This is a genomic window from Streptomyces sp. 11x1 (genome assembly GCF_032598905.1).
GTDB lineage: Bacteria > Actinomycetota > Actinomycetes > Streptomycetales > Streptomycetaceae > Streptomyces.
In genome coordinates this window covers 9,968,490-9,991,217 of record NZ_CP122458.1, presented here as the reverse complement: position 1 = coordinate 9,991,217, position 22,728 = coordinate 9,968,490, and the positions used below count along the sequence as shown (strand labels likewise).

Here is a 22,728-nt window from a genome sequence, read left to right as displayed (position 1 = left end):
CTATGCTCGACGGCACATCCACAACAGCCGCACCATTTCGACACGGCACCACCGATCGCACGCACCCCGCACCACCGGCCGCACCCGCAGCAGCACCCGCGACCGCCCCCGTGGACGACAGGACAGGACAGCGCCCCGTGCCCGAGACCGCAGCCGGCATCAGCCGCCGCCCCGAGAACCGCTACGGCAACCGTCCCACGATGAAGGACGTCGCGGCCCGGGCCGGGGTGGGTCTGAAGACGGTCTCCCGGGTGGTGAACGGCGAGCCGGGCGTCACCCCGGACACCGAGCGCAGGGTCCAGGAGGCCATCGAGGCGCTCGGCTTCCGGCGCAACGACAGCGCCCGGGTGCTGCGCAAGGGCCGCACGGCCAGCATCGGCCTGGTCCTGGAGGATCTCGCCGACCCGTTCTACGGCCCGCTCAGCCGGGCGGTGGAGGAGGTGTCCCGCGCCCACGGCTCGCTACTGATCAACGGGTCCAGCGCGGAGGACCCGGGCCGCGAGCAGGAGTTGGCGCTGGCGCTGTGCGCCCGCCGGGTGGACGGGCTCGTGATCATTCCGGCCGGTGACGACCACCGGTATCTGGAACCCGAGATCAGGGCGGGAGTCGCCACGGTGTTCGTGGACCGCCCGGCCGGGCGGATCGACGCCGACGTGGTGCTCTCGGACAGCTTCGGCGGGGCCCGTGACGGCGTCACCCATCTCATCGCCCACGGCCACCGCCGGATCGGCTTCATCGGCGACATGCCCCGCATCCACACCGCCGCCGAGCGGCTGCGCGGCTACCGGGCGGCCATGGAGGACGCCGGCATACCCGTCGAGGACGCGTGGATGTCGCTGGGCGTCACCGATCCCGAGCGGGTCCGCAGGGCGGCCGAGGACATGCTGTCGGGCCCCTCGCCCGTGACGGCGGTCTTCGCGGGCAACAACCGGGTGACGGTCACGGTCGTACGGGTCCTCGCCGAGCACACCCGTCAGGTCGCCCTCGTGGGCTTCGACGACTTCGAGCTGGCCGATCTGCTCCGGCCGGGCATCACCGTCGTCGCCCAGGATCCCTCCCGGCTCGGCCGCACCGCCGCCGAACGCCTCTTCCAGCAGTTGGACGGCTCCCTCGTCGCCCCCGAGCGCATCGAGCTGCCGACCCGGCTGATCGCCCGCGGTTCGGGCGAACTCCCGCCCGCGGGCTGACCCTTGGACGCCCCCGCCCCTCGTACGCTCGAAGCGCTCGGCCTCGCCGTGGCGCCGCGCGAGGACCCGCTGAGCTATCCCGGCGCCTGGCCGGCCGAGTCCGCGCTCCTGGACGGCAACCGGATGCTGCCGCTGGACACGCTGGTCTTCGAGGACCGGCTGCCGGTGCTCTCCGTCGGCTCCAACGCCTGTCCGGCGCAGCTCGTCCACAAGATGGCGGAGCGCGGGGTCGCGTGCCGGATCCCCATGGTCAAGGCCCGGGTCACGGGCATCGGGATCGGGGTCTCCGCCCATGTGAGCCTGCTCGGCTACCTCTCGGCATCGCCGTTCCACTCCCCCGGCTCGACCGCCGACCTGTTCCTCACCTGGCTCGACGAGGCCCAGCTCGCCGTGGTCGACACCAGCGAGGGCGTCGACTCGCCGACCGGCAACTTCCAGCGGGCCGCCCTGCCGGCCGCCGACTTCCGGGTCGAGCTGGAGTCGGGCCAGGTCCTCGACCACGCCTGGATCTACGTCAACCGGTGGGGCGTGCTGCGCGACGGCGGCCCGGACCCCCGGCCCCATCCCGGCCGTCAGCGCCCGCTGCTCACCGAACTCCTCGCCGCCTCGGCCGAGTTGCGCGAACTGTTCGGCACCACACCCGACGAGTTCGCCGCCCGGGCTCGCGGCAACCGGGAACTGTGCGTCCGGGGCAGGGAGTTGTTCGCCGAGCGGAGGTGGACGACGGTGTCGGGCCTGGAACAGTACGTACGGCCGCACCCGGGGGCCCGGGGGCGGCCGTGACGGCGCGTACCGGCCTCAGCAGACCGGGAGGCCGGGCACCGGGGCGTCGTTGTCGCCGCCCTGGATGTAGACGTCGCTGACCCAGACATCGGTGTTGCCGCTGTCGTCGTCGGTCTTGGCCCACCAGACGTTGGTCCACTCGCCGGAGGTCTCGCGGCGGCCCAGGTTCGACTGACAGTAGAAGTAGTTGGTGCCCTGGTTGAGGACGCCGACCTTCGTACCGGATGCGGTGTAGGAGTCGGCGGTGCGCCAGACCGTGCAGTTGTACTTGCCGCCGCCGATGGAGTGGCAGACCGGTTCCTCGGTGGTCCCGCCGCCGGTGGTGCCCCCGGTCGTGCTGCCGCCGGTGGTGCCACCCGAGGTGTCAGAGCCTCCCGTGCCGCCGCCCGTGGTGCCGCCGCTCGCGTTCTTCGTCGGCGACGCGGACGCCTCCGGCGCCTTGCCGTCGTCCTTCTCGGCGTCGTCGGTCTTCTCGTCCGGGCTCGCGGACTCCTTGGCGTCCTTCTCCTTCGCGGCCGAGTCGTCGGTGAGGTCGACCGTGCCCCGGCTGCGGCCCGGGGAAGGGGTGCCGCTGCTCGCCGCGTCGACGGACGTCCGGGCGCCTGTCTCCTTGCCGTCGTCCCCGTTCAGCAGGGCGACCGTGACGCCCGTGGCCGCGAGCACGACGGTGACGGCCACGGCGGCGAGCAGGGCGCGGCCCTTGCGCGGCCGGCCTCCGGTCGAGGAGACGGTGGTGACGGGGCCCGAGGGGGGCGCGGGCGTGCCCGCGACGGGGCTCCCGACGGCCGGGGAGGCCCCGGTGCCGGGCCCGGCGGGCGGCCGGGGAGGGCCGAAGCCGGGGGTCGGCGCGGCAGCCGGGGTCTCCGCGGTCGGCGGCCCGAAGCCGGGCGGCACCGAGGGGACACTGTGCTGGGCCTCCGCCCTCGGCTGCGGCGCGGGCCCTGTGGCCCCGGTCATCGAGGGGTCGAGCGGGCCGCCGGAGGCCACTGCCTCCAGCAGTGCGCGGGCCGCGTCGGCGTCCGGACGGAACTCCGGCCGCTTGTCCATGAGTTGCCGCAGCACCGGCCCGAGGGGCCCGGCCCGCCGGGGTTCGGGCAGCGCGTCGGTCACGATCGCGGTGAGCGTCGACCAGGTGGACGTACGCCGGAACGGGGACGAGCCCTCCACGGCCGCGTACAGAGTGGCGCCGAGCGCCCAGACGTCGGAGGCGGGGCCGGGGTCGTTGCCCTGGGCGCGTTCGGGGGCCAGGTAGTCGAGGGAGCCGACGAGTTCGCCGCTGCGGGTGAGGTGGGTGGCGGAGCCGTCGCCCGGGTTCTCCATGGTGGCGATGCCGAAGTCGGTGAGGACGACGCGGCCCGAGCGGTCCAGGAGGATGTTGCCGGGTTTGACGTCGCGGTGCAGCACACCGACCCGGTGGGCGGCGGCGAGGGCGTCCACGACCTTGGCGCCGATGGCGGCGGCCTCGCGTGGGTCGAGCAGGCCCCGGTCGTTCAGGACGTCGTCGAGTGACGGCCCGTCGACCAGTTCCATGACGATCAGCGGGCGGCCGTCGACCTCGGCCACGTCGTGCACGGCGACGACTCCGGGGTGCCGGACGCGGGCGGCGGCCCGGGCCTCGCGCTGCATCCGCAGCCCCAGGTCGGCCAGTTCGGGCGCGCCGGCGTCCGTGTAGGTGCGCAGCTCCTTGAGGGCGACCTCGCGGTGGAGCACCTCGTCCACGGCCCGCCAGACGACGCCCATGCCGCCGCGTCCGAGCTGCTCCACGACCCGGTACCGCCCGGCGAGGATCCGCCCGGCACCGTCCGTCTGTTCGTTCGCCCCCGAAGACACCCGCGCCTCGTTCCTGTGACACACCGATGAATGGCGCAAGCCTAAGCCGTGGTCGGGGGCCCTCCCGACCGTAGGCAGCGGCTGTCACAGGACCGCTACGCACCCTGCCGCCGGCCCACCCGTCCGTACCGTCCCGTACCGGTTCCTACTTGCCGGAGACGGTCAGATCCGCCCGCCTCGGCGCGGCGAAACCCTCCAGATCGGCGCGGGTCAGGCCCGTCGCGCCGGAGACCTCGTCGAGGTCGAGGGCGCCGCAGTCCAGGCCGCGCAGCAGATAGCCGCTGAGCGCCTTGGCGGTCGCCGGCTCGTCCATCACGTCGCCGCCCGCGCGGTTGGCGTAGCGGGAGAGGCGGGCGGCGGCCTGCGCGTACCCCTCACGGTAGAAGGCGAAGACGGCCGCGTAGCGGGTCGGGATGTGGCCCGGGTGCATGTCCCAGCCCTGGTAGTAGGCGCGGGCCAGGGCGCGGCGGGTGAGGCCGTAGTGCAGTCGCCAGGCGTCGTGGACCTGGGCGCTCGGGCCGACGGGCAGGACGTTCGTCGAGCCGTCCGAGACGCGTACGCCGGTGCCGGCGGCCGCGACCTGCATGATCGCCTTGGCGTGGTCGGCGGCCGGGTGGTCGCTGGCCTGGTGGGCGGCGGAGACGCCGAGGCAGGCGCTGTAGTCGAAGGTGCCGTAGTGCAACCCGGTGGCGCGGCCCTCGGCGGCTCCGATCATCCGGGCGACGGTGGCGGTGCCGTCGGCGGCGAGGATGGACTGGCTGGTCTCGATCTGGATCTCGAAGCCGATCCGGCCGGGTTCCAGGCCGCGTGCCTTCTCGAAGGCCTCCAGCAGCCGGACCATGGCGGTGACCTGCTCGGCGTACGTCACCTTGGGCAGGGTCAGGAGCAGTCCGTCGGGCAGGCCGCCGGCCTCCAGCAGGCCCGTGAGGAAGATGTCGAGGGTGCGGATCCCCCGGTCGCGGACCGGGGCCTCCATGCACTTCATGCGGATGCCCATGTACGGGGCGGCCGTGCCGTCGGCGTACGCCCGGGCGATCAGCCGGGCGGCGTGGGCGGCGGCCTGGTCCTCCTCGGCGTCGGGGCGGGCCCCGTAGCCGTCCTCGAAGTCGACCCGGAGGTCCTCGATCGGTTCGCGCTCCAGCTTGGCGCGGACGCGGTCGTACACGGGTTCGGCGAGGTCGTCGCCGAGGCCGAGGACGGCGGCGAAGGACGCCGCGTCGGGGGCGTGCTCGTCGAGGGCGGCGAGGGCCCGGTCGCCCCAGGTGCGCAGGGTGTCGGCGGCGAAGACGTCGCCGGGGACGTAGACGGTGTGCACGGGCTGGCGGGTGCCGGGGTCGCCCGGGTAGCGGCGCTCCAACTCCGCGTCGACGGGGGCGAGGGAGGCGCTGATCTCCTCGCTGACGGCGCCCGCGAGACTTGTCGCCACGTTCTCCTGTCGGCCCTGCCCCATTCCACAACCCTCCATTTTTCCGCACTACGGAATTAATAGTCCGCATGTCGAAGCTAACGGTCGATCTTCGCCTCGGTCAACACCCTCTCGACGTGGGATTCCCCATGCTCTTCGCCTGGTCACCATCGATCCGGCCTCTTCATCCGTATCCATAGGCAAGCTTCATGGTGACTCGCAAGGGGAGGACATCGCGTGCCGAAAGAGGTCGGAGTGACGCGCCGCCAGGGACTCAGGTCCGCGGCGGCCGCCGCCATCGCCGTGCCACTGCTGACGACGGCGGGCTCGTCACAACCGGCGTCCGCCGGTGAGTACGCGGGAGCGCTGAACGTCATGACGTTCAATGTGCGCTTCGCGACCGTCGTCGACAGCACACCGCGCTGGACCGTCCGCCGGCCGGTGATGCGGGAGCTGCTGCGTCGCGAGCGACCGCACGTCATCGGCACCCAGGAAGGGCTCTACCAGCAGCTGCGCATGATCGAGAAGGATCTCGACGGGCACTACGACTGGATCGGCACCGGCCGAGGGGGCGGCAGCAAGGACGAGTTCATGGCGATCTTCTACGACACCCGCAGACTCGACCCGATCGAGTTCGACCACTTCTGGCTGTCGGACACCCCGTACACGATCGCCTCCAACACCTGGGGCGCGGACTGGCTGCGCATGGTGACCTGGGTGAAATTCGCCGATCTCGCCGACGGAGGCCGGGAGTTCTACGTCCTGAACACCCATCTGGACAGCGTCAGCCAGTACGCCCGGGAGCGTTCGGCGGGGCTGATCGGCGAGACGATCGCCGGGTGGGACCGCTCGGCGCCGGTCGTCGTCACCGGTGACTTCAACGCCGCCGCACACGACAACCGGGTCTACGACCTGATGCTGGGCAACGGTCTCGTGGACGCCTGGGACGCAGCCGCCTCGCGCACCGAGGCGTACGGGACGTACCACGGCTACCGGGAGCCCAGGCCCGGGGGCAGACGCATCGACTGGATCCTCACCTCGCCCGGGGTGACGACGCACTGGGCGGCGATGAACACCTTCTCGAGGGGCGGGATGTACCCGAGCGACCATCTGCCGGTGCAGGCCTCGCTGACCCTGGGATGAGCCGAGGCCCCCACGACCGTACGAACGGTCGTGGGGGCCTCGGCGAGACCGGTGAGGCTCAGCCCTTGCGGGCCTTGATCTCCTCGGTGAGCTGGGGGACGACGTCGAAGAGGTCGCCGACCACGCCGTAGTCGACGAGGTCGAAGATCGGGGCCTCGGCGTCCTTGTTGACGGCCACGATGGTCTTCGAGGTCTGCATGCCGGCGCGGTGCTGGATGGCGCCGGAGATGCCGTTGGCGATGTACAGCTGCGGGGAGACCGACTTGCCGGTCTGGCCGACCTGGTTGGTGTGCGGGTACCAGCCGGCGTCCACCGCGGCGCGGGAGGCGCCGACGGCCGCGCCGAGGGAGTCGGCGAGGGCCTCGATGATGGCGAAGTTCTCGGTGCCGTTGACGCCACGGCCGCCGGAGACGACGATCGCGGCCTCGGTCAGCTCCGGGCGGCCGGTCGACTCGCGCGGGGTACGGCCGGTGACCTTGGTGCCGGTGGCCAGCGCGCCGAAGGTGACGTCCAGGGCCTCGACCGCGCCCGCGGCCGGGGCGGCCTCCACGGCGGCGGAGTTGGGCTTGACCGTGATGACCGGGGTGCCCTTGGAGACACGGGACTTGGTGGTGAAGGAGGCGGCGAACACCGACTGCGTGGCCACCGGGCCCTCGTCGGACGCCTCCAGGTCGACGGCGTCGGTGATGATGCCCGAGCCGATACGCAGCGCGAGACGGGCGGCGATCTCCTTGCCCTCGGCCGAGGAGGAGACCAGCACGGCAGCCGGGGAGACGGCGGCGACGGCGGCCTGCAGCGCGTCGACCTTGGGAACGACCAGGTAGTCGGCGTACTCGGCGGCGTCGTGGGTGAGGACCCGAGCCGCGCCGTGCTCGGCGAGGGCGGCGGCGGTGTCGGCGGCACCGGCACCGAGCGCGACGGCGACGGGCTCGCCGATCCGGCGGGCCAGGGTCAGCAGTTCCAGGGTGGGCTTGCGGACGGAACCGCCTGCGTGATCGACGTAGACGAGAACTTCAGCCATGGGATTGCTCTCCTGCTTGCGAAAGGGTGAGGGGGCGGTCGGCGACTGCGGGCCTTAGATGAACTTCTGGCCCGCGAGGAACTCGGCGAGCTGCTTGCCGCCCTCGCCCTCGTCCTTGACGATCGTGCCTGCGGTACGCGCCGGGCGCGCGGCGGCGGAGTCGACAGCCGTCCAGGCACCCTCCAGACCGACTTCCTCGGCCTCGATGTCGAGGTCGGACAGGTCCCAGGACTGAACCGGCTTCTTCTTCGCCGCCATGATGCCCTTGAAGGAGGGGTAACGCGCCTCGCCCGACTGGTCGGTGACCGACACGACCGCCGGCAGGGAGGCCTGAAGCTGCTCGGAGGCGGCGTCGCCGTCACGGCGGCCCTTGACCACACCGTCCTCGACGGACACCTCGGACAGCAGCGTCACCTGCGGAACACCCAGACGCTCCGCCAGCAGCGCCGGGACGACGCCCATCGTGCCGTCGGTGGACGCCATACCGGAGATCACCAGGTCGTAGCCGGCCTTCTCGATCGCCTTCGCCAGCACCAGCGAAGTACCGATCGCGTCGGTGCCGTGCACGTCGTCGTCCTCGACGTGGATCGCCTTGTCCGCACCCATCGACAGCGCCTTGCGCAGCGCGTCCTTGGCGTCCTCCGGACCCACGGTCAGCACGGTGATCTCGGCGTCGTCGGCCTCGTCGGCGATCTGCAGCGCCTGCTCGACCGCGTACTCGTCGAGCTCGGAGAGCAGACCGTCCACGTCGTCACGGTCGACGGTCAGGTCATCGGCGAAGTGCCGGTCGCCAGTGGCGTCGGGCACGTACTTCACAGTGACAACGATCCTCAAGCTCACGCCGGCTCTCCTACTGCATCGTCATTTCTGGGCTGCCTTCTTCCAGGCAGCATAGGCGCCTGAAGCGGCCGATCCCGATCGGGGCGACCTGCGCTCCGTTCGGAATATTACTCGCCAGTACGACATCTACGATCTCGCATTTCGTGCCCGCTAAGCAAGCGCTTTGAACTGTGAGTTAGGCAACCCTGCGTAATCGCGCGGGACTCAGTCTCGCAGACCGTTGAAGCGGCCCTGGTGATACAGCAGCGGCCTGCCGGCGCCCGAGGGATCGCCCACGACGACCTCGGCGAGGACGACGCGGTGCTCGCCGGCCGGGACGCGCGCCACCACCCGGCAGACCAGCCAGGCGAGCACGTCGTCGAGGACGGGAACTTCCTCCGGGCCGCTACGCCATCCGGTGGGCGCCCCGAACCGGTCGGCGCCGCTGCGCGCGAAGGTGGCCGCCAGCTCCCGTTGGTGCTCCCCGAGTATGTGCACACCGACGTGCTCCGCCTCGGAGATCACCGGCCAGCTGGAGGCGCCGGTGCCGATGCCGAACGAGAGCAGCGGGGGCTCGGCGGAGACCGAGCTGAGCGAGGTGGCGGTGAAGCCGACGGGACCGGCGGCGCCCTGGGCGGTGATCACCGCCACACCGGCGGCATGGCGCCGGAAGACGGAGCGCAGGAGGTCGGGGGAGGCGAGCCGGGGCGAACCGAGGCCGGAGGTGGCCGTCATGGAGATGTCCTTCTGATGGAGTCGACGGGCTGTTCCGTGAAGGGCTCAGGTTCCCGGACAGCGCGAACTCGCCGTGCGGACGAGGTCCACATGGACACGCTCGAAGAGAAGGATTTCCCGTGGCATACGGTCAGGCTGACGAGGGGTGACGCGTACAGTCAAGTACGTTCCGGTATGCGGTGTCACACGGCCTCGCCCAGCGCGGCGATCACATCCGCCTTGCGCGGCTGCCCAGTCGCCCTGCGCACGATCCGGCCATCGGCGTCGACCACGAGCACGGTCGGCGTCTTGAGGATGTCGAACCGGCGCACGAGGTCCAGGTGTTCCTCGGCGTCGATCTCCACATGGGCGACGCCCGGCACCATCGCGGCCACGTCGGAGAGGACCCTGCGGGTCGCCCGGCAGGGGGCGCAGAAGGCGCTGGAGAACTGCACCAGCGTGGCCCGTTCCCCGAGCCCCTCCCCCAAATCCGCCGCGCCGAGCCGCTTGTCGCCGTCCCGCCCGCGCACCCTGACTCTCCCGCTCCGCCGCCGATGCAGCACTCCGTAGGCGCTCGCCACCGCGAGCACCAGTCCACACACCACAAGTCCGGTCACAGCGTGCTTCAGCGTTCACGAGACTGCAAAGATTCCCGCCTCCCCATGGAGATTGGCCTGCGGAATGCTTGACGCATGGACATCGATGTGAGGGGACCCCGCTTCGGGGCCGCCGTGACGACCGTGGTGCTGGCGGTCGTGCTGATCACCGGCAGCGCATGGCTGCTGGCCTGGCAGACGTTCGCGTTCGCGCTGGGCGCGGCGGGCGGGGTGGGGTGTTCGCCGTACGGCTGGGTCTTCCGCAGGCTCGTCCGGCCGCGTGTCGGGCCGCCGACGGAGTTCGAGGCGCCGGAGCCGCCGCGGTTCGCCCAGGGAGTCGGGCTGGTCTTCGCGCTGGTGGGCCTGGTCGGGTTCACGGTCGGGCCCGGGTGGCTGGGACTGGCGGCGACCGGCGCGGCGCTCGCCGCGGCCTTCCTGAACGCGGTGTTCGGGTACTGCCTGGGGTGCGAGATGTACCTGCTGGTCCGCCGGGTGACCGTACGCGCGCGGTGACGTCCTGGTGAACGAACGGCGGTCGATCGTGTGTCCGACGTGACGAGAATCTCGCCGCCGCCCGGCACCAGGACTGGCTACTCGTGCGTTCTTGGGGCACGATCTGCGAGATGCCGTAAACCTACGGCTGCGTAACTTCCCGCCGGGAGCCCCTCTTCCCAGGCAGAGAGAAGGGTCCACTCCGTCCATGGCAGAGCTTGTCTACCGTCCCGCGGTCGGTCTCGCCCACACCCTGTTCAAGGTCTGGGACCTGAAGATCGACTGCAAGGGTTCGGAGAACATCCCGCGCCAGGGCGGCGCCGTGCTGGTGAGCAATCACATCAGCTACCTGGACTTCATCTTCGACGGCCTGGCGGCGCTCCCGCAGAAGCGTCTGGTGCGCTTCATGGCCAAGGAGTCGGTGTTCCGGCACAAGATCTCCGGTCCGCTGATGCGCAACATGCGGCACATTCCGGTCGACCGCAAGCAGGGTGAGGCGGCCTACGCGCACGCACTGGACTCGCTGCGCTCCGGCGAGATCATCGGCGTCTTCCCCGAGGCCACCATCTCCCAGTCGTTCACGCTGAAGAGCTTCAAGTCGGGCGCCGCCCGGCTGGCCCAGGAGGCAGGTGTCCCGCTGATCCCCATGGCCGTGTGGGGCACCCAGCGGCTGTGGACCAAGGGCCACCCGCGCAACTTCAAGCGCAGCCACATCCCGATCACCATCCGGGTCGGCGAGGCGATAGAGGCCTCCAAGGACAAGTACGCGGGCGCCATCACCCGCCAACTCCGCGAGCGGGTGCAGGAGTTGCTGGAGGCGGCGCAGCGCGCCTACCCGGTCCGCCCCAAGGGCCCGGACGACACCTGGTGGATGCCCGCCCACCTCGGCGGCACGGCCCCGACCCCGGAGCAGGTCCGCGAGGCCGAGGCCCGCTGACCCCGCCCTACAGGGCCACGGGGAGCATCCTCCACAGGTGCGCCCGGTCCCGGGCCGCCCGGAGGGCGCCGAGCACGGCCGGGTGCGGCGCGGCGTGGAGGATCGGGTCGTCCGACTCGCCCGCCGCCGTATCAGGTACGAAGGCCAGGCGCTCCCCGTCCAGCGAGAACCGTGCGTCCACGCCGGGTTTGTTGCCCCGGGGGTCCTGGCGGTGCCAGGCGCCGTGGAAGCGGACGGCGACCAGGCCGTGGACGACGTGCCCCTCGCCGTCGTCGTGCGCCAGCCGCTGGTAGCAGAGCGCGGTCGGGATGTCCTCGGCGCGCAGCAGCGCGGCCAAGGCATGGGCCTTGGCGTAACAGATCCCGGTGCGCTGATCGAGGACGTCGGACGCCCGCCAGGTCACGCGCGGATCGTCGGCGTCCTGGGAGTGCGGGATGCCGTCGCGGACGTACTCGAAGGCGACACGCGCATAGTCATACGAGTCGGTCACCTCCTTGGCCAGCTGCGCGGCCGTCTGCCGCACGCGTGGATGGTGATGGTCTATGACCTCGTCGGCAGCCAGATAGGCGGAAAGGTCGGGGTTCTGCTGGATCAGCTCCATGCCCGCAGAGCATAGGAAAACGATCACCCGCGAGTCAATGACTTTTCGGGTGACCGTATATCTATGCATTCCCTCATGTGGCCGTCAGCGCGCCACCTCCTCCTTCAGCGCTGCCACGAACCCGTCCACGTCCTCCTCGGTCGTGTCGTAGGAGCACATCCAGCGGACGTCACCGGCCGCCTCGTCCCAGAAGTAGAAGCGGTGGCGCTTCTGCAGTCGTTCGCTCACGTCGTGCGGAAGGCGGGCGAAGACGGCGTTGGCCTGCACGGGGTACAGGATCTCGACGCCGTGGACCGCGCGGACACCCTCGGCGAGCCGCTGGGCCATCTCGTTGGAGTGGCGGGCGTTGCGCAGCCACAGGTCCTTCGCCAGCAGGGCCTCCAACTGCACCGACACGAAACGCATCTTGGACGCGAGCTGCATGGACAGCTTGCGCAGGTGCTTCATCCTGCGGACGGCGTCCTGGTTGATCACGACGACCGCCTCGCCGAACATCGCGCCGTTCTTGGTGCCGCCCAGGGAGAGCAGGTCCACGCCGACCGCGTTGGTGAACGTCCGCATCGGCACGTCCAGGGAGGCGGCGGCGTTCGCTATCCGCGAGCCGTCCAGATGCACCTTCATGCCGTGCGCGTGGGCGTGGTCGCAGATCGCGCGGATCTCCTCGGGCGTGTAGAGGGTGCCGAGTTCGGTGCTCTGGGTGATCGAGACGACCTGCGGCATGGCGCGGTGCTCGTCGTCCCAGCCGTATGCCTGCCGGTCGATCAGCTCGGGGGTGAGCTTGCCGTCGGGCGTGGGCACGGTGAGCAGTTTCAGGCCGCCGACCCGCTCGGGCGCCCCGCACTCGTCGACGTGGATGTGCGCGCTCTCGGCGCAGATCACCGCGCCCCAGCGGTCGGTGACGGCCTGAAGCGCGACGACGTTGGCGCCGGTACCGTTGAAGACGGGGAACGCCTCCGCGGTGGCGCCGAAGTGACTGCGGACGATCCGCTGCAGGTTCTCGGTGTAGTCGTCCTCTCCGTAGGAGACCTGGTGCCCGCCGTTGGCCAGGGCCAGGGCGGCGAGCACCTCGGGGTGGACGCCCGCGTAGTTGTCGCTGGCAAAGCCGCGGACCTCCGGGTCGTGATGGCGTCGGGCGTCGGTTTTCGGAGGGTTCACGGCTTGTCGGTCAGCCACAGACGGTTTCCGTTCACTTCGGCGGCGGGCTTGTCCCAGACCCCGGCGATGGCCTCGGCCAGCTCCTTGACGTCGGTGAAGCCCGCGAACTTCGCGTTGGGGCGGTCGGCGCGCATCGCGTCGTGCACCAACGCCTTCACGACCAGGATGGCAGCCGCGGAGGTCGGCCCGTCCGGCCCGCCCGCCTTGCGGAAGTAGTCGGCCGTGGCGAGCGTCCACGCCTCGGCGGCCGCCTTGGCTGCGGCGTACGCGGCGTTGCCGGCGGTGGGCTTGCTGGCGCCTGCCGCGCTGATCAGGACGTACCGGCCGCGCTCGCTGCGCTGCAGGGCCTCGTGGAAGGCGAGGGAGGTGTGCTGCACGGTGCGGATCAGCAGCATCTCCAGGAAGTCCCAGTCGTCGAGGCTGGTCCTGGTGAAGGTCTCGCTGCCTCGCCAGCCGCCGACGAGGTGGACGAGGCCGTCGACCCGGCCGAAGTCCTTCTCGATGCGGGTGGCCCAGTCACGGGTCGACTGCAGGTCGAGGAGATCGACCGTGTCGCCGACGACGGTGGCGCCGCCGTGCGCGTAGCGGGCCGCGTCCACGGCCTCAGAGAGCCGCTCGGGGTCGTTGTCCGAGCCGACGACGATCGCTCCCGCGTCGGCCAGCCGCAGCAGGGCCGCCCGGCCGGCGGGTCCGCCCGCGCCGGCCACCGCGATCACCGCGCCGCTCAGTGCACCGTTGCCGTTCTGCATGGTCTTCGCCTCCTGGGCAGCGACTGTGACGCCTGCGAGCCGGGCGGTCACGCGGCGACCCGCTCGGTGTCCGCCGCGGTGATGCCCTTGGTCGAGGCGATCACGGTCTTCAGCTTCTTGGCGAGCGCCTCATAGAACATGCTGAGCGGAAACTCGTCCGGAAGCACGTCGTCGACGAGTTTCCGCGGCGGCTGCGTCAGATCCAGGGCGTCCGGGCCCTTGGCCCAACGGGAGCCGGGGTGCGGGGCGAGGTAGGTGGAGACCAGCTCGTACCCGGCGAACCAGTGGACGAGCTTCGGGCGGTCGATGCCGTCGCGGTAGAGCTGCTCGATGTCCGCGCAGAGCTGGTTGGTGACCTGCGGGGCGCGCTGCCAGTCGATGTGCAGCTTGTTGTCGGTCCAGCGGACGACGTCGTGCTTGTGCAGGTAGGCGAAGAGGAGCTGGCCGCCGAGGCCGTCGTAGTTGCGGACGCGCTCACCGGTGACCGGGAAGCGGAACATCCGGTCGAAGAGGACCGCGAACTGCACGTCACGGGCCTGCGCGACGCCTTCGGCCTCCAGCTTCACGGCTTCCTTGAAGGCGGTCAGGTCGCAGCGCAGCTCCTCCAGGCCGTACATCCAGAACGGCTGGCGCTGCTTGATCATGAACGGGTCGAAGGGCAGGTCGCCGTGGCTGTGGGTGCGGTCGTGGACCATGTCCCACAGGACGAACGCCTCCTCGCAGCGGGTCTGGTCGTGGACCATCGCGGCGATGTCCTCGGGCAGCTCCAGGCCGAGAATGTCGACGGCGGCGTCGGTCACCCGACGGAACCGCGCGGCCTCGCGGTCACAGAAGATGCCACCCCAGGAGAATCGTTCCGGCGCCTCGCGCACGGCGATGGTCTCCGGGAAGAGCACGGCGGAGTTGGTGTCGTAGCCCGCCGTGAAGTCCTCGAACTTGATGCCGCAGAACAGCGGGTTGTCGTACCGGGTGCGCTCCAGCTCGGCCAGCCACTCGGGCCAGACCATGCGCAGCACGACCGCTTCGAGGTTGCGGTCGGGGTTGCCGTTCTGCGTGTACATCGGGAAGACGACCAGGTGCTGGAGGCCGTCCGCACGGTTCGCGGCGGGCTGGAAGGCGAGCAGCGAGTCGAGGAAGTCGGGCACCTCGAAGCCCTGGTCGGCCCAGCGCCGCAGGTCCCCGACGAGGGCCCGGTGGTAGGCGGCGTCGTGCGGCAGCAGCGGGGACAGTGCCTCGACGGCCCCGACGACGTCCCGCACGGCCTGCTCGGCGGCGCCCCGGTCGGGGGCATGCTCGGCGTCGAAGTCGATCGAACCGTCCTTGGACTGCCATGGCCGGATCCGCTCCACGGCATCCTTGAGCACGGGCCAGGCCGGGTGCCCCACCACCCTACCGACCGAAGGAACAACGCCCTCCGCACCCATCTGCACAAGAATTTCCGTCATGACCCATCCTTCACGGGAGAACCTTTCGTAGTGACACCGTACGTAGCGAGGGTTCCTCACCGCAAGACCGATCTTGAGCGGCCCAGCCGGAAATCTTCCCGCCACTCCCGGCACCTAACCGCTGAATCTCCTGTCACACGCGTCGTAGATCACACTTCGTGCGTCCCGACCTCCGGGTCCGTGGCACTCGGGGTCAACGCCCACCGAACTCGCCCACTCAGGGATGACCCGATCGGTGCGGGCAAGGTGCGGAAACGGTCCTCTCCCCCCGGCCGACACGGGGTGACACGACCCGAAAGGGCCCGTGCACATGCGGATGCATCGCACGGCGGGAGGACTACGCTGCGCCCCAGCCGCGTGCCGCCCCTCCCCGGTCACGCGGGCCGAGCCGCCGTCGACGGAAGCGAGTCCACCTTGAACTTCCTCACCATCGGTCACCGCGGAGTCATGGGTGTCGAACCCGAGAACACCCTCCGTTCCTTCGTGGCCGCCGATCGCGCGGGCCTCGACGTCATCGAACTCGATCTGCATCTGAGCAAGGACGGCGCCCTCGTCGTCATGCACGACGCGGATGTGGACCGGACGACGGACGGCACGGGCCCGATCGCCGACAAGACCCTCGCCGAGCTGCGCGCCCTGGACGCGGGCCGCGGCGAGCGCGTGCCCACCTTCGAGGAGGTACTGAACGCGGTGAGGGCGCCGCTCCAGGCCGAGATCAAGGACACCGCGGCGGCCCGCGCCCTCGCCGAGGTCATGCACCGGCGCGACCTGGTGGGACGGGTCGAAGTGCTGTCCTTCCACGACGAGGCGGTCGCCGAGATCGCCCGTCTCGTGCCGGGCGTACGCACCGCGCTGGTCGCCAGCCGCTACGGCACCGACGTCGTGGACCGGGCGGTGGCGGTGGGCGCCGCCACCCTGGTGCTCAACATCCGGCGGCTGACGCTGGAGGTCGTGGAGAAGGCCCGCAAGGCCAACCTGCGGATCATCGGCTGGGTGGTGAACACCCAGGACCACCTGCGCCTGGTCCGCGCCCTCCAGCTGGACGGCGCCACGACCGACTACCCGGACATCAAACGCACGGGCCGATTCACGGCCTGACCGCTACACCAGCTCCTTGACCAGGAGCTCGAACCGCAGGTCGTCGCGGCGCGGAATGCCGAAGCGCTCGTCGCCGTACGGGAACGGGGTCGTCCGTCCCGTGCGGCGGTATCCCCGCCGCTCGTACCAGGCGATGAGATCCTCCCGTACGGAGATCACGGTCATGTGCATCTCGCGCACCCCCCAGGTCTCGCGCGCGATCCGCTCGGCCTCGGCGATGATCACCTTGCCGAGGCCGGCGCCCTGGAGGGCCGGGCTCACCGCGAACATCCCGAAGTAGGCGTGCGCGCCGCGGTGTTCGAGCTGGCAGCAGGCGACGACCGTGCCGTCCCGCTCGACGGTGAGCAACCGGCTGTCCGGTGCCTCGACGACCGCCAGCACACCCTCGGGATCGGTCCGCTGCCCGTCGAGGATGTCCGCCTCCGTGGTCCACCCGGCCCGGCTGGAGTCCCCTCGGTACGCCGACTCGATCAGCGCGACGAGGACGTCCACGTCGGCGTCGGTGGCGTCACGGAAGGTCAGGTCGGTGGCGGCGGTGTCCATGGGGTGCTCCTGGTGGACGTCTGCGGGGCTCGAACACGCAAGAGGGTATCGACAGCCGCGCCCCGACAGGGGCGCGGGCAACGGCGCGAAAAGCCCCACCCGCCCGCACCCGAGGACAGGGCCGCAGCGCCTACGCTCGACTCATGATCCACGTACTCAGCAGCCGCACCCTCCTGCGCCCCACCGACCCCGAACGCTCCCGCGTCTTCTACGGCGAGCAGCTCGGGCTCCCCGTGTACCGGGAGTTCGGTACGGGCGAGCACCGGGGTGTCGTGTACTTCCTCGGCGGCGGTTTCCTGGAGGTCGCGGGCCGCTCGCCGACGCCGCCGTCACCCGCGCTGAAGCTGTGGCTGCAGGTCGCGGACGTGACGGCGGCGTACACGGAGCTTCTGGCGGCCGGGGTGGAGGTGCGGCGAGAGCCGGTGAAGGAGCCCTGGGGGCTGATCGAGATGTGGATCGCCGACCCGGACGGGACCGAGATCGTGCTGGTGGAGATCCCCGCGGACCATCCGCTGCGCTACCGCCCCGGCATCTGAGGGGGCACACCCCGGTGGCCGGGGCCGGGACACGGGCATAGCGTGCAGGAGGGGGCCGCGCGTACCGCGCCCGATTCCCTTCCGGAGGACACCATGGAGCTCGAGCGGCCGGTGACCGGCGGGCCCTGCTGGACCGAGCTGGGGACCAGCGACCTGGAGTCGGCCGAGCGGTTCTACACCGAGCTGTTCGGCTGGCGCCCCGAGACCGATCCGCGCCAGGAGGCCGGCGGCTACACGGTGGCCCACCTCGGGGACGCGGCGGTGGCCGCCCTCGCGCCGCTGTACCAGGAGTCGCAGCCGGTGGCCTGGAACGTGTCGTTCGCGGTGCGCGACGCCGACGCGGCGATGGCGGCCGTGCGGGCGGCCGGCGGGACCGTCGTGCTGGAGCCCATGGACGTCTTCGACCTCGGGCGGTTCGCCGTGGTGTTCGATCCGGCTGGCGCGGCCTTCCAGCTCTGGCAGGCGCGGAGCTTCCCCGGCGCAGGACTGTTCAACGCGCCCGGCGCACTCGGCTGGGTCGAGCTGCTGACCCGTGCGCCGGAGCGCGCGAAGTCCTTCTACGCGGCGGTGTTCGGCTGGAGCGTGAGCAGCGGCGGGGACTACCCCCGGTGGGACATCGACGGCGCCCGCTTCGGCGGCATGATCACGATGGACGACAAGTTCCCGCCCGAGGTGCCCTCGCACTGGCTGCCGTACTTCGCCGTGGAGGGCGTCGAGGACACCGCCCGGATCGTCACCGAGGCGGGCGGCACCCTCCTCATGGAGCCCACCACGGTGCCGGAGGGGCCGCGGATCGCGGTGCTGCGGGATCCGCAGGGGGCCGTGTTCGGTGTCCGCGGGGCGGAAACCCAGGGGTGACCCGGCGCCGGCTCAGGCGCGCGGCAGCCCCAGTCGGCCCTCCAGCTGGATCAGCAACTCGCCCAGCAGTACGGCCAGTTCGCGGCGGTCGCCCGTGTCCACCCCCGAGAGCACGGTCTCCTCGTACGCCAGTTGCTCCGGAATGACGCTGTCCACGAGGTCCCGGCCGGTGTCGGTGAGACGGACGTGGGCGACGCGCCGGTCACGGGAGTCGCCCCGCCGCTCGACGAGACCGCGCTCGGTGAGCAGCTTCAGGCGCTTGGTGACGGCGGCGCCGGAGGCGAAGGTCTCGCGGGCGATCTCACTGGGCGTCAGTTCGTGGCCCGTGCGGCGCAGCGTGCCGAGGACGTCGAACTCGGGGCGGGTGAGCCCGGCGTGACGCAGTGGCGCGTCCTCGGCCTGCTGGAGGAGGGCGGCACACCGGTTGACGCGGCCGATGATCTCCATCGGGGCGGTGTCGAGACCGGGGTGCACCGTCTGCCACTGGCGCACCACCTTGGCGACCGTGTCCCCGAGAGCCGCGCCGCTCCCCGCCCGCCCGTTGCCTGCCGTCATGCCCGTGCGCCCTCCGCTTCCCGGAACCCGTGCTGTCGCACCGTCGCCGCGAGCGTACGGTGTCCGGCCCGCTCGACGTGTGTCACCCGCTCCGCCGGCAGGGCGCGTTGCCACCATTCGCCGCTCGCGGTGTCGGAGACGGCGCGCAGTTCGACCAGGGCCGCGGCCAGGGCGCGCCGTGCGGCGGGCAGAGCGCCGGGGGCGGCGTCCGCGTCGACCGCCGTGCGGAGGGTGTGCGTGCGGGCGCGCTCCACGGCGGCGAGGGCGTGGGCGACCCGGTCGCCGGAGCGCCGGTCGGTGACGACGACCGCCGCGAGGAAGCCGACCGTCACGCCGACGAGGGTGTCCAGGAGCCGGTCGGTGATCAGCTCGCCGGGGTCCGCGAAGCGGACGAACTCGGTGACGAGGAGGGCCATCGGGGTGACGCAGACCGTGCCGAGCCAGTAGTTGCGGCTGATCAGGGCCTCGGCGCCGAAGCCGAGCGCGAGGCAGCACAGGACGAGCGCCGCCGGGCCGAGGTGGGCGAGCGGGACGAGTGCGGCGAAGGCCAGTACCCCGGCGATGTTGCCGACGACGCGCTGGACGCCCCGGCTCCAGGTGAGGGTGAGGTTCGCCTGGTAGAGCGAGGCGGCGGTGACGAGGGCCCAGTAGGGGCGGCCGACCCCGAGCGCGAGGGAGGCGTACCCGGCGAGGGCGCAACCGAGCGCCGTGCGGACCGCGAGGGAGGCGAGCGGGCCGAGCGCGCTCCACGGCGCCGGACGGCGGCCCCGCTGTCCGGGCCGCGTGTCGAGCGGTTCGTCGGCCGCCTCCGCCGGGGCGGCGGCCCGCCCTAGGTGCGCGGCAGTGCGCGGTCTCGGCGCGAGCGCGCGCAGCCGGTCGGGGTCTGCCTCGGCGGGCGCGGCGAGTGCGATGTCGGCGCGGACCAGGAGGGTCGCGAGGGCGCGCCGCGGCTCGGTGCGGGCGCCGGCGGCGAGCAGGGTCTGCCAGGCGGTGTGCACGGCGGCCGCGGCGGCCGTGCGGGACCCGGGTCGCTCGGGTGCCTCGACGTGGGCGGCCACCGCGTTCAGCGCCTGGGCGGTGGCGCGGCACTCCGGGCCGTAGGGGCGCACCAGGCCGGGGGCCATGCACACGAGCCAGGCCCAGGCGCCCGCGACGGCGGCCACGGCGAGGTGGCCGGGGACCTGGGCGAGGCTCTGGGGCGCGAAGAGGGCCGCCGAGGTGACAAAGGTGAAGATGACGTTGGCGGGCGGCCCGATCCGGCTCGCGTCGCACAGGGCCTTCTGCGCGGCGGCGAGAAGCGCGCCCACGGTCACCAGCGCCACCGCGTTCGTGGTGAGCGAGGCGGTGACGAGGGCGACCGCGAGTCCGGCGATCATGCCGAGCACGACCCGGGCGAGGGTCGGGGCGCGGTCCGCGTAGGGGCGGTGGTGGGCGTAGAGCGCACACAGGGAGCCGGCCATCGCGTACATGGCCAGGTCGAGGCGGCCGAGCGTCAGCAGCGTCAGGTTCGGCGGTGCCATCGCGACGACCACGCTGAGCGCGGGCTTGAACCAGATCTCGGAGGGGCGGTTCAACCGGAGGGCACCGGAGAGCGGGAGCCGGCGGGCACGGGGTGGTCGGACGCTGCGCATGCGCCAACCTTAACTGGTGCTTTACTCGTGAAATATATGCCGGGCTGTGGTGCACGTCTCGCGGTTCTCGGTGGCGCCCGCCTGCCGTGGCGCACTCCCGCGCGCTCCCCCACGTACACCCTTGCGCTCGTATGCGCGCCATCGGGCCCGGGCATGCCAATGACCGACTGTCCGACCTCACTCTCGGCCCGACCTACGTCGTCGAACGGGGAGGTACGTGGTGCACGGACCGGTTTCGGCCGGCTGGCTGCTGGTCGCGCTGTGCGCGGTGACCGGGGGGTACTGCCTGCTGCGGATGCGCAGCGCCGTGGAGGAGCAGCGGCGTGCCGCCGGCGGCGAAGCTCTCATGGGGTTCGGCATGGCGGCGATGGCCGTGCCTGCCGCGGCCCTGACCCCGCCGCGCTGGGCGTGGCTCTGCTACGCACTCGTGTTCGGCGCGGCCGCGGTGCGCGCGCTGTGGGCGGCCCGCGGGAACGCGCACCATCTGCACCATCTGGTGGGCGCGCTGGCGATGGTCTACATGGCGGCGGTCATGGCCGCCGCGCCGGGCGGCGGTCACGGTGGCACGGGCCTGCCCCTGGTGACGGGGGCACTGCTGGTGTACTTCGCCGGGTACGTGGTGCGGGCGGGGCTCCGACTCGTGCCCGTACCGGCCGCCCCGGGGGCGCCGATTCGGGCCGGGGCGACCGGCTGGGGCGACCGGCCGGAGCTGGCGCGGGCCTGCCGGCTCTCCATGGGCATCGGGATGTTCGCCATGCTGCTGACGGTCTGAACCGCCGCGAGGCCATGGCCGTCGTGGTCTGCGTCACTTCGACGGCCCGGCCCGTGTCGCCGCGCACCAGCCCGCTCATAGGCTGCGCCCCATGATGGTCCCCGCGGCGTTGTTGCTGCTCGGCGCCCTGACCGCCGTCGTCGCCCCGCGACTGCTGGCCCGCGCCGACTGGTCGGACCGTGAACCGGTGGTCGCCCTGTGGGTGTGGCAGTGCGTGGTGGTGGCCGTACTGCTGTGCTGTGTGCTGTCGATGGCGCTGAGCGCGGCGGCGGCCTGGACGGTGGTGCGCGGGCGGGTGTTCGCGCCCGCGCCGCAGGGGGTCGTGGAGGCGTACGCGCTGGACAGCGGGGGTTCCTGGGCCGTGGCCACCGCCGTGGTGCTGGCCTGCGGCGGGCTGTGGACGGGCACGATGCTGGTCCGCGAGATCCTGCGGGACCGGCGGCAGCGTCGGCGCCGCCAAGCCGAACTCCGCCTGCGTGCCCCGCTGTTGCCCGGCGAGGAGCCGGACGGCGACCGGCTGGTCGTGGTCGAGGGCGAGCGGCCGGACGCCTGGTGGCTGCCCGGCCCCACGCCCCGACTGGTCATCACCACGGCCGCGTTGCGCCGCCTGGAGGGACCGCAGGTGGACGCGGTGGTCGCCCATGAACAGGGGCACGCGCGGGCCCGCCACCACTGGCTGCTGCGCTGTTCGGCGGCGCTCGCGGGCGGGTTCCCCCGGGTTCCGGTGTTCGCCGCGTTCCGCGACGAGATGCACCGGCTGGTCGAACTCGCCGCCGACGACACGGCCTCCCGTCGCCACGGCCGCCTCACCGTCGCCCTCGCCCTCGTGGGCCTGAACGAGGACCGCGGGGTGTTCGGGCCCTGCCCGACCCCCGAGGACCATGTGCCGCAGCGGGTCGACCGGTTGCTCGCGCCCCCGGAGCGGCTCACCCCGGTGCACCGGCTGCGGCTGACCGCGTCCGCCGCCCTCATCCCGGTCGTTCCCGTGCTGGTGGCTTTCGTCCCCGCATTGCGGGCACTCGTCAGGTCGTGATTTGGCAAAGAGGGGATCAAGACCGGCCCAAGGACAACGCGCGGCACGACGACTTTGCTCCGGTCGCACGGCGTGACAGTGATCTCACGACTCGGCATTGGTCCGGGCTCCCGGGAGTCGGCCAGGATCGCTGTATGCACACCCCCACCGTCGACTCGCCGCCCCACCGGCCGTCGACCCACCGCACCGTCCGCGCCACCGTCGGGTTCGCGATGTCCTCCGTCGTAGTGCTCGTCCTGGTCTCGATCTCGTGGGCGCCGCTCATGTCGCTGGACCAGAGCGTCGCGAACACCACGCACGGATGGGCCGTCGACGAACCCGGCGTCACCCACGCGTTCCGCATCCTGACGGACTGGGTCTGGGACCCGGTGACGATGCGTCTGCTGGCGGCGGCCGCCGCGATCTGGCTGGTGTGGCGCCACCGGGAGTGGTGGCTCGCCCTCTGGTTGGCGGCCACCTGCGCGGCGGGCACGGCGCTCCAGCAGGGGCTGAAGGCGGCCGTCGGCCGGGAACGGCCCGCGTGGCCCGACCCCGTCGACTCCGCCCACTACGCCGCGTATCCCTCGGGCCACGCCATGACGGCCATGGTCGTTCTCGGACTGCTGGTGTGGCTGCTGCACCTGTACGGCGCCGGTCGCGCCGTCGTGCGTACGGCCGTGGTGGTGAGCGTCGTCTCCGTCGTGGGCGTCGGGCTGACCCGGATCTGGCTGGGCGTGCACTGGGCGTCGGACGTGCTGGCCGGCTGGCTGCTGGGCGGCCTGACGATCGCGCTGGCGGTGCTCGCGTACGAGAAATGGGGCGCGCCGAGGCGTACTTGACCGGGTG

Annotated in this window: 24 protein-coding genes; 11 read left to right on the top strand and 13 right to left on the bottom strand. The window is 71.9% G+C overall.

The features are described 5' to 3' along the window. Positions 1-137: 137 nt before the first annotated feature. Together P8T65_RS43970 and P8T65_RS43965 are read left to right on the top strand one after the other, a co-directional pair. A complete protein-coding gene (locus P8T65_RS43970; protein WP_316731024.1) occupies positions 138-1,187 on the top strand; it encodes a LacI family DNA-binding transcriptional regulator in 1,050 nt (349 codons plus the stop codon). Positions 1,188-1,190: 3 nt separating this feature from the next. Continuing rightward, positions 1,191-1,970, top strand: a complete 780-nt coding sequence (locus P8T65_RS43965) for a hypothetical protein (RefSeq protein ID WP_316731023.1) — start codon at positions 1,191-1,193, stop codon at positions 1,968-1,970. Positions 1,971-1,985: 15 nt separating this feature from the next. On the opposite strand, the gene P8T65_RS43960 is transcribed toward P8T65_RS43965, so the two are convergent. Together P8T65_RS43960 and P8T65_RS43955 are read right to left on the bottom strand one after the other, a co-directional pair. Beyond that, positions 1,986-3,800, bottom strand: coding sequence for a protein kinase domain-containing protein (locus P8T65_RS43960; RefSeq protein ID WP_316731022.1), 1,815 nt, complete (start codon positions 3,798-3,800; stop codon positions 1,986-1,988). A 145-nt stretch (positions 3,801-3,945) separates the two neighbouring features. Then, entirely contained in the window at positions 3,946-5,250 is a 1,305-nt protein-coding gene (locus P8T65_RS43955; protein WP_316731021.1) for a DUF6986 family protein, read from the bottom strand. Positions 5,251-5,442: 192 nt separating this feature from the next. Between P8T65_RS43955 and P8T65_RS43950 the strand changes: the two genes are divergently transcribed. Next, the gene (locus P8T65_RS43950; protein ID WP_316731020.1) at positions 5,443-6,348 is read left to right on the top strand and encodes an endonuclease/exonuclease/phosphatase family protein; all 906 of its coding nucleotides are present in this window, start codon (positions 5,443-5,445) and stop codon (positions 6,346-6,348) included. Between the two features lie 58 nt (positions 6,349-6,406). On the opposite strand, the gene P8T65_RS43945 is transcribed toward P8T65_RS43950, so the two are convergent. From P8T65_RS43945 to P8T65_RS43930, 4 genes are all read right to left on the bottom strand, one after another. Next, positions 6,407-7,369 carry an electron transfer flavoprotein subunit alpha/FixB family protein gene (locus P8T65_RS43945; protein WP_316731019.1) on the bottom strand — a complete coding sequence of 321 codons (963 nt, stop codon included), beginning with the start codon at positions 7,367-7,369 and terminating at the stop codon, positions 6,407-6,409. Positions 7,370-7,423: 54 nt separating this feature from the next. Next, entirely contained in the window at positions 7,424-8,209 is a 786-nt protein-coding gene (locus P8T65_RS43940) for an electron transfer flavoprotein subunit beta/FixA family protein (protein WP_192365230.1), read from the bottom strand. A gap of 204 nt (positions 8,210-8,413) precedes the next feature. Further along, positions 8,414-8,923, bottom strand: a complete 510-nt coding sequence (locus tag P8T65_RS43935; RefSeq protein ID WP_316731018.1) for a flavin reductase family protein — start codon at positions 8,921-8,923, stop codon at positions 8,414-8,416. Positions 8,924-9,105: 182 nt separating this feature from the next. Continuing rightward, a complete protein-coding gene (locus P8T65_RS43930; protein WP_316731017.1) occupies positions 9,106-9,519 on the bottom strand; it encodes a thioredoxin family protein in 414 nt (137 codons plus the stop codon). A 75-nt stretch (positions 9,520-9,594) separates the two neighbouring features. Here P8T65_RS43930 and P8T65_RS43925 point away from each other — a divergent pair, with 75 nt between their 5' ends. Then, positions 9,595-10,011 carry a DUF4395 domain-containing protein gene (locus tag P8T65_RS43925; RefSeq protein WP_316731016.1) on the top strand — a complete coding sequence of 139 codons (417 nt, stop codon included), beginning with the start codon at positions 9,595-9,597 and terminating at the stop codon, positions 10,009-10,011. 187 nt (positions 10,012-10,198) lie between these two features. After that, positions 10,199-10,927: a 1-acyl-sn-glycerol-3-phosphate acyltransferase gene (locus P8T65_RS43920; protein ID WP_230216824.1), complete on the top strand. Its 729-nt coding sequence runs from the start codon at positions 10,199-10,201 to the stop codon at positions 10,925-10,927. A 7-nt stretch (positions 10,928-10,934) separates the two neighbouring features. Here the strand turns inward: P8T65_RS43920 and P8T65_RS43915 are convergent, their stop codons facing one another. From P8T65_RS43915 to P8T65_RS43900, 4 genes are all read right to left on the bottom strand, one after another. Beyond that, positions 10,935-11,528 carry a transglutaminase domain-containing protein gene (locus tag P8T65_RS43915; protein WP_316731015.1) on the bottom strand — a complete coding sequence of 198 codons (594 nt, stop codon included), beginning with the start codon at positions 11,526-11,528 and terminating at the stop codon, positions 10,935-10,937. Positions 11,529-11,612: 84 nt separating this feature from the next. After that, positions 11,613-12,683 carry a low specificity L-threonine aldolase gene (locus P8T65_RS43910; protein WP_316731014.1) on the bottom strand — a complete coding sequence of 357 codons (1,071 nt, stop codon included), beginning with the start codon at positions 12,681-12,683 and terminating at the stop codon, positions 11,613-11,615. Continuing rightward, a complete protein-coding gene (locus tag P8T65_RS43905; protein ID WP_316731013.1) occupies positions 12,680-13,432 on the bottom strand; it encodes an SDR family NAD(P)-dependent oxidoreductase in 753 nt (250 codons plus the stop codon). Before P8T65_RS43905 ends, P8T65_RS43910 begins: the two co-directional genes overlap by 4 nt. Positions 13,433-13,479: 47 nt before the next feature. Further along, the gene (locus P8T65_RS43900) at positions 13,480-14,877 is read right to left on the bottom strand and encodes a DUF6421 family protein (protein ID WP_316731012.1); all 1,398 of its coding nucleotides are present in this window, start codon (positions 14,875-14,877) and stop codon (positions 13,480-13,482) included. A gap of 414 nt (positions 14,878-15,291) precedes the next feature. Here P8T65_RS43900 and P8T65_RS43895 point away from each other — a divergent pair, with 414 nt between their 5' ends. After that, on the top strand, positions 15,292-15,975 hold the full coding sequence (locus P8T65_RS43895; RefSeq protein WP_316731011.1) for a glycerophosphodiester phosphodiesterase family protein: 684 nt from the start codon (positions 15,292-15,294) through the stop codon (positions 15,973-15,975). A 3-nt stretch (positions 15,976-15,978) separates the two neighbouring features. Here P8T65_RS43895 and P8T65_RS43890 read toward each other — a convergent pair whose 3' ends face one another. After that, positions 15,979-16,518: a GNAT family N-acetyltransferase gene (locus P8T65_RS43890; protein WP_316731010.1), complete on the bottom strand. Its 540-nt coding sequence runs from the start codon at positions 16,516-16,518 to the stop codon at positions 15,979-15,981. A gap of 143 nt (positions 16,519-16,661) precedes the next feature. Between P8T65_RS43890 and P8T65_RS43885 the strand changes: the two genes are divergently transcribed. Both P8T65_RS43885 and P8T65_RS43880 read left to right on the top strand, forming a co-directional pair. After that, positions 16,662-17,054 carry a VOC family protein gene (locus P8T65_RS43885; RefSeq protein ID WP_316731009.1) on the top strand — a complete coding sequence of 131 codons (393 nt, stop codon included), beginning with the start codon at positions 16,662-16,664 and terminating at the stop codon, positions 17,052-17,054. A 93-nt stretch (positions 17,055-17,147) separates the two neighbouring features. Then, on the top strand, positions 17,148-17,912 hold the full coding sequence (locus P8T65_RS43880; protein ID WP_316731008.1) for a VOC family protein: 765 nt from the start codon (positions 17,148-17,150) through the stop codon (positions 17,910-17,912). A gap of 12 nt (positions 17,913-17,924) precedes the next feature. Here the strand turns inward: P8T65_RS43880 and P8T65_RS43875 are convergent, their stop codons facing one another. Both P8T65_RS43875 and P8T65_RS43870 read right to left on the bottom strand, forming a co-directional pair. Further along, the gene (locus P8T65_RS43875; protein WP_316731007.1) at positions 17,925-18,467 is read right to left on the bottom strand and encodes a MarR family transcriptional regulator; all 543 of its coding nucleotides are present in this window, start codon (positions 18,465-18,467) and stop codon (positions 17,925-17,927) included. Beyond that, positions 18,464-20,098 carry an FUSC family protein gene (locus tag P8T65_RS43870; protein ID WP_316731006.1) on the bottom strand — a complete coding sequence of 545 codons (1,635 nt, stop codon included), beginning with the start codon at positions 20,096-20,098 and terminating at the stop codon, positions 18,464-18,466. Before P8T65_RS43870 ends, P8T65_RS43875 begins: the two co-directional genes overlap by 4 nt. A 220-nt stretch (positions 20,099-20,318) precedes the next feature. Here P8T65_RS43870 and P8T65_RS43865 point away from each other — a divergent pair, with 220 nt between their 5' ends. The 3 genes from P8T65_RS43865 to P8T65_RS43855 all read left to right on the top strand — a co-directional run bounded on the left by P8T65_RS43865 (position 20,319) and on the right by P8T65_RS43855 (position 22,721). Beyond that, on the top strand, positions 20,319-20,870 hold the full coding sequence (locus tag P8T65_RS43865) for a DUF5134 domain-containing protein (protein ID WP_316731005.1): 552 nt from the start codon (positions 20,319-20,321) through the stop codon (positions 20,868-20,870). A gap of 91 nt (positions 20,871-20,961) precedes the next feature. After that, positions 20,962-21,903 carry a M56 family metallopeptidase gene (locus tag P8T65_RS43860; RefSeq protein ID WP_316731004.1) on the top strand — a complete coding sequence of 314 codons (942 nt, stop codon included), beginning with the start codon at positions 20,962-20,964 and terminating at the stop codon, positions 21,901-21,903. 134 nt (positions 21,904-22,037) lie between these two features. Continuing rightward, a complete protein-coding gene (locus P8T65_RS43855; RefSeq protein ID WP_316731003.1) occupies positions 22,038-22,721 on the top strand; it encodes a phosphatase PAP2 family protein in 684 nt (227 codons plus the stop codon). Positions 22,722-22,728: the final 7 nt, after the last annotated feature.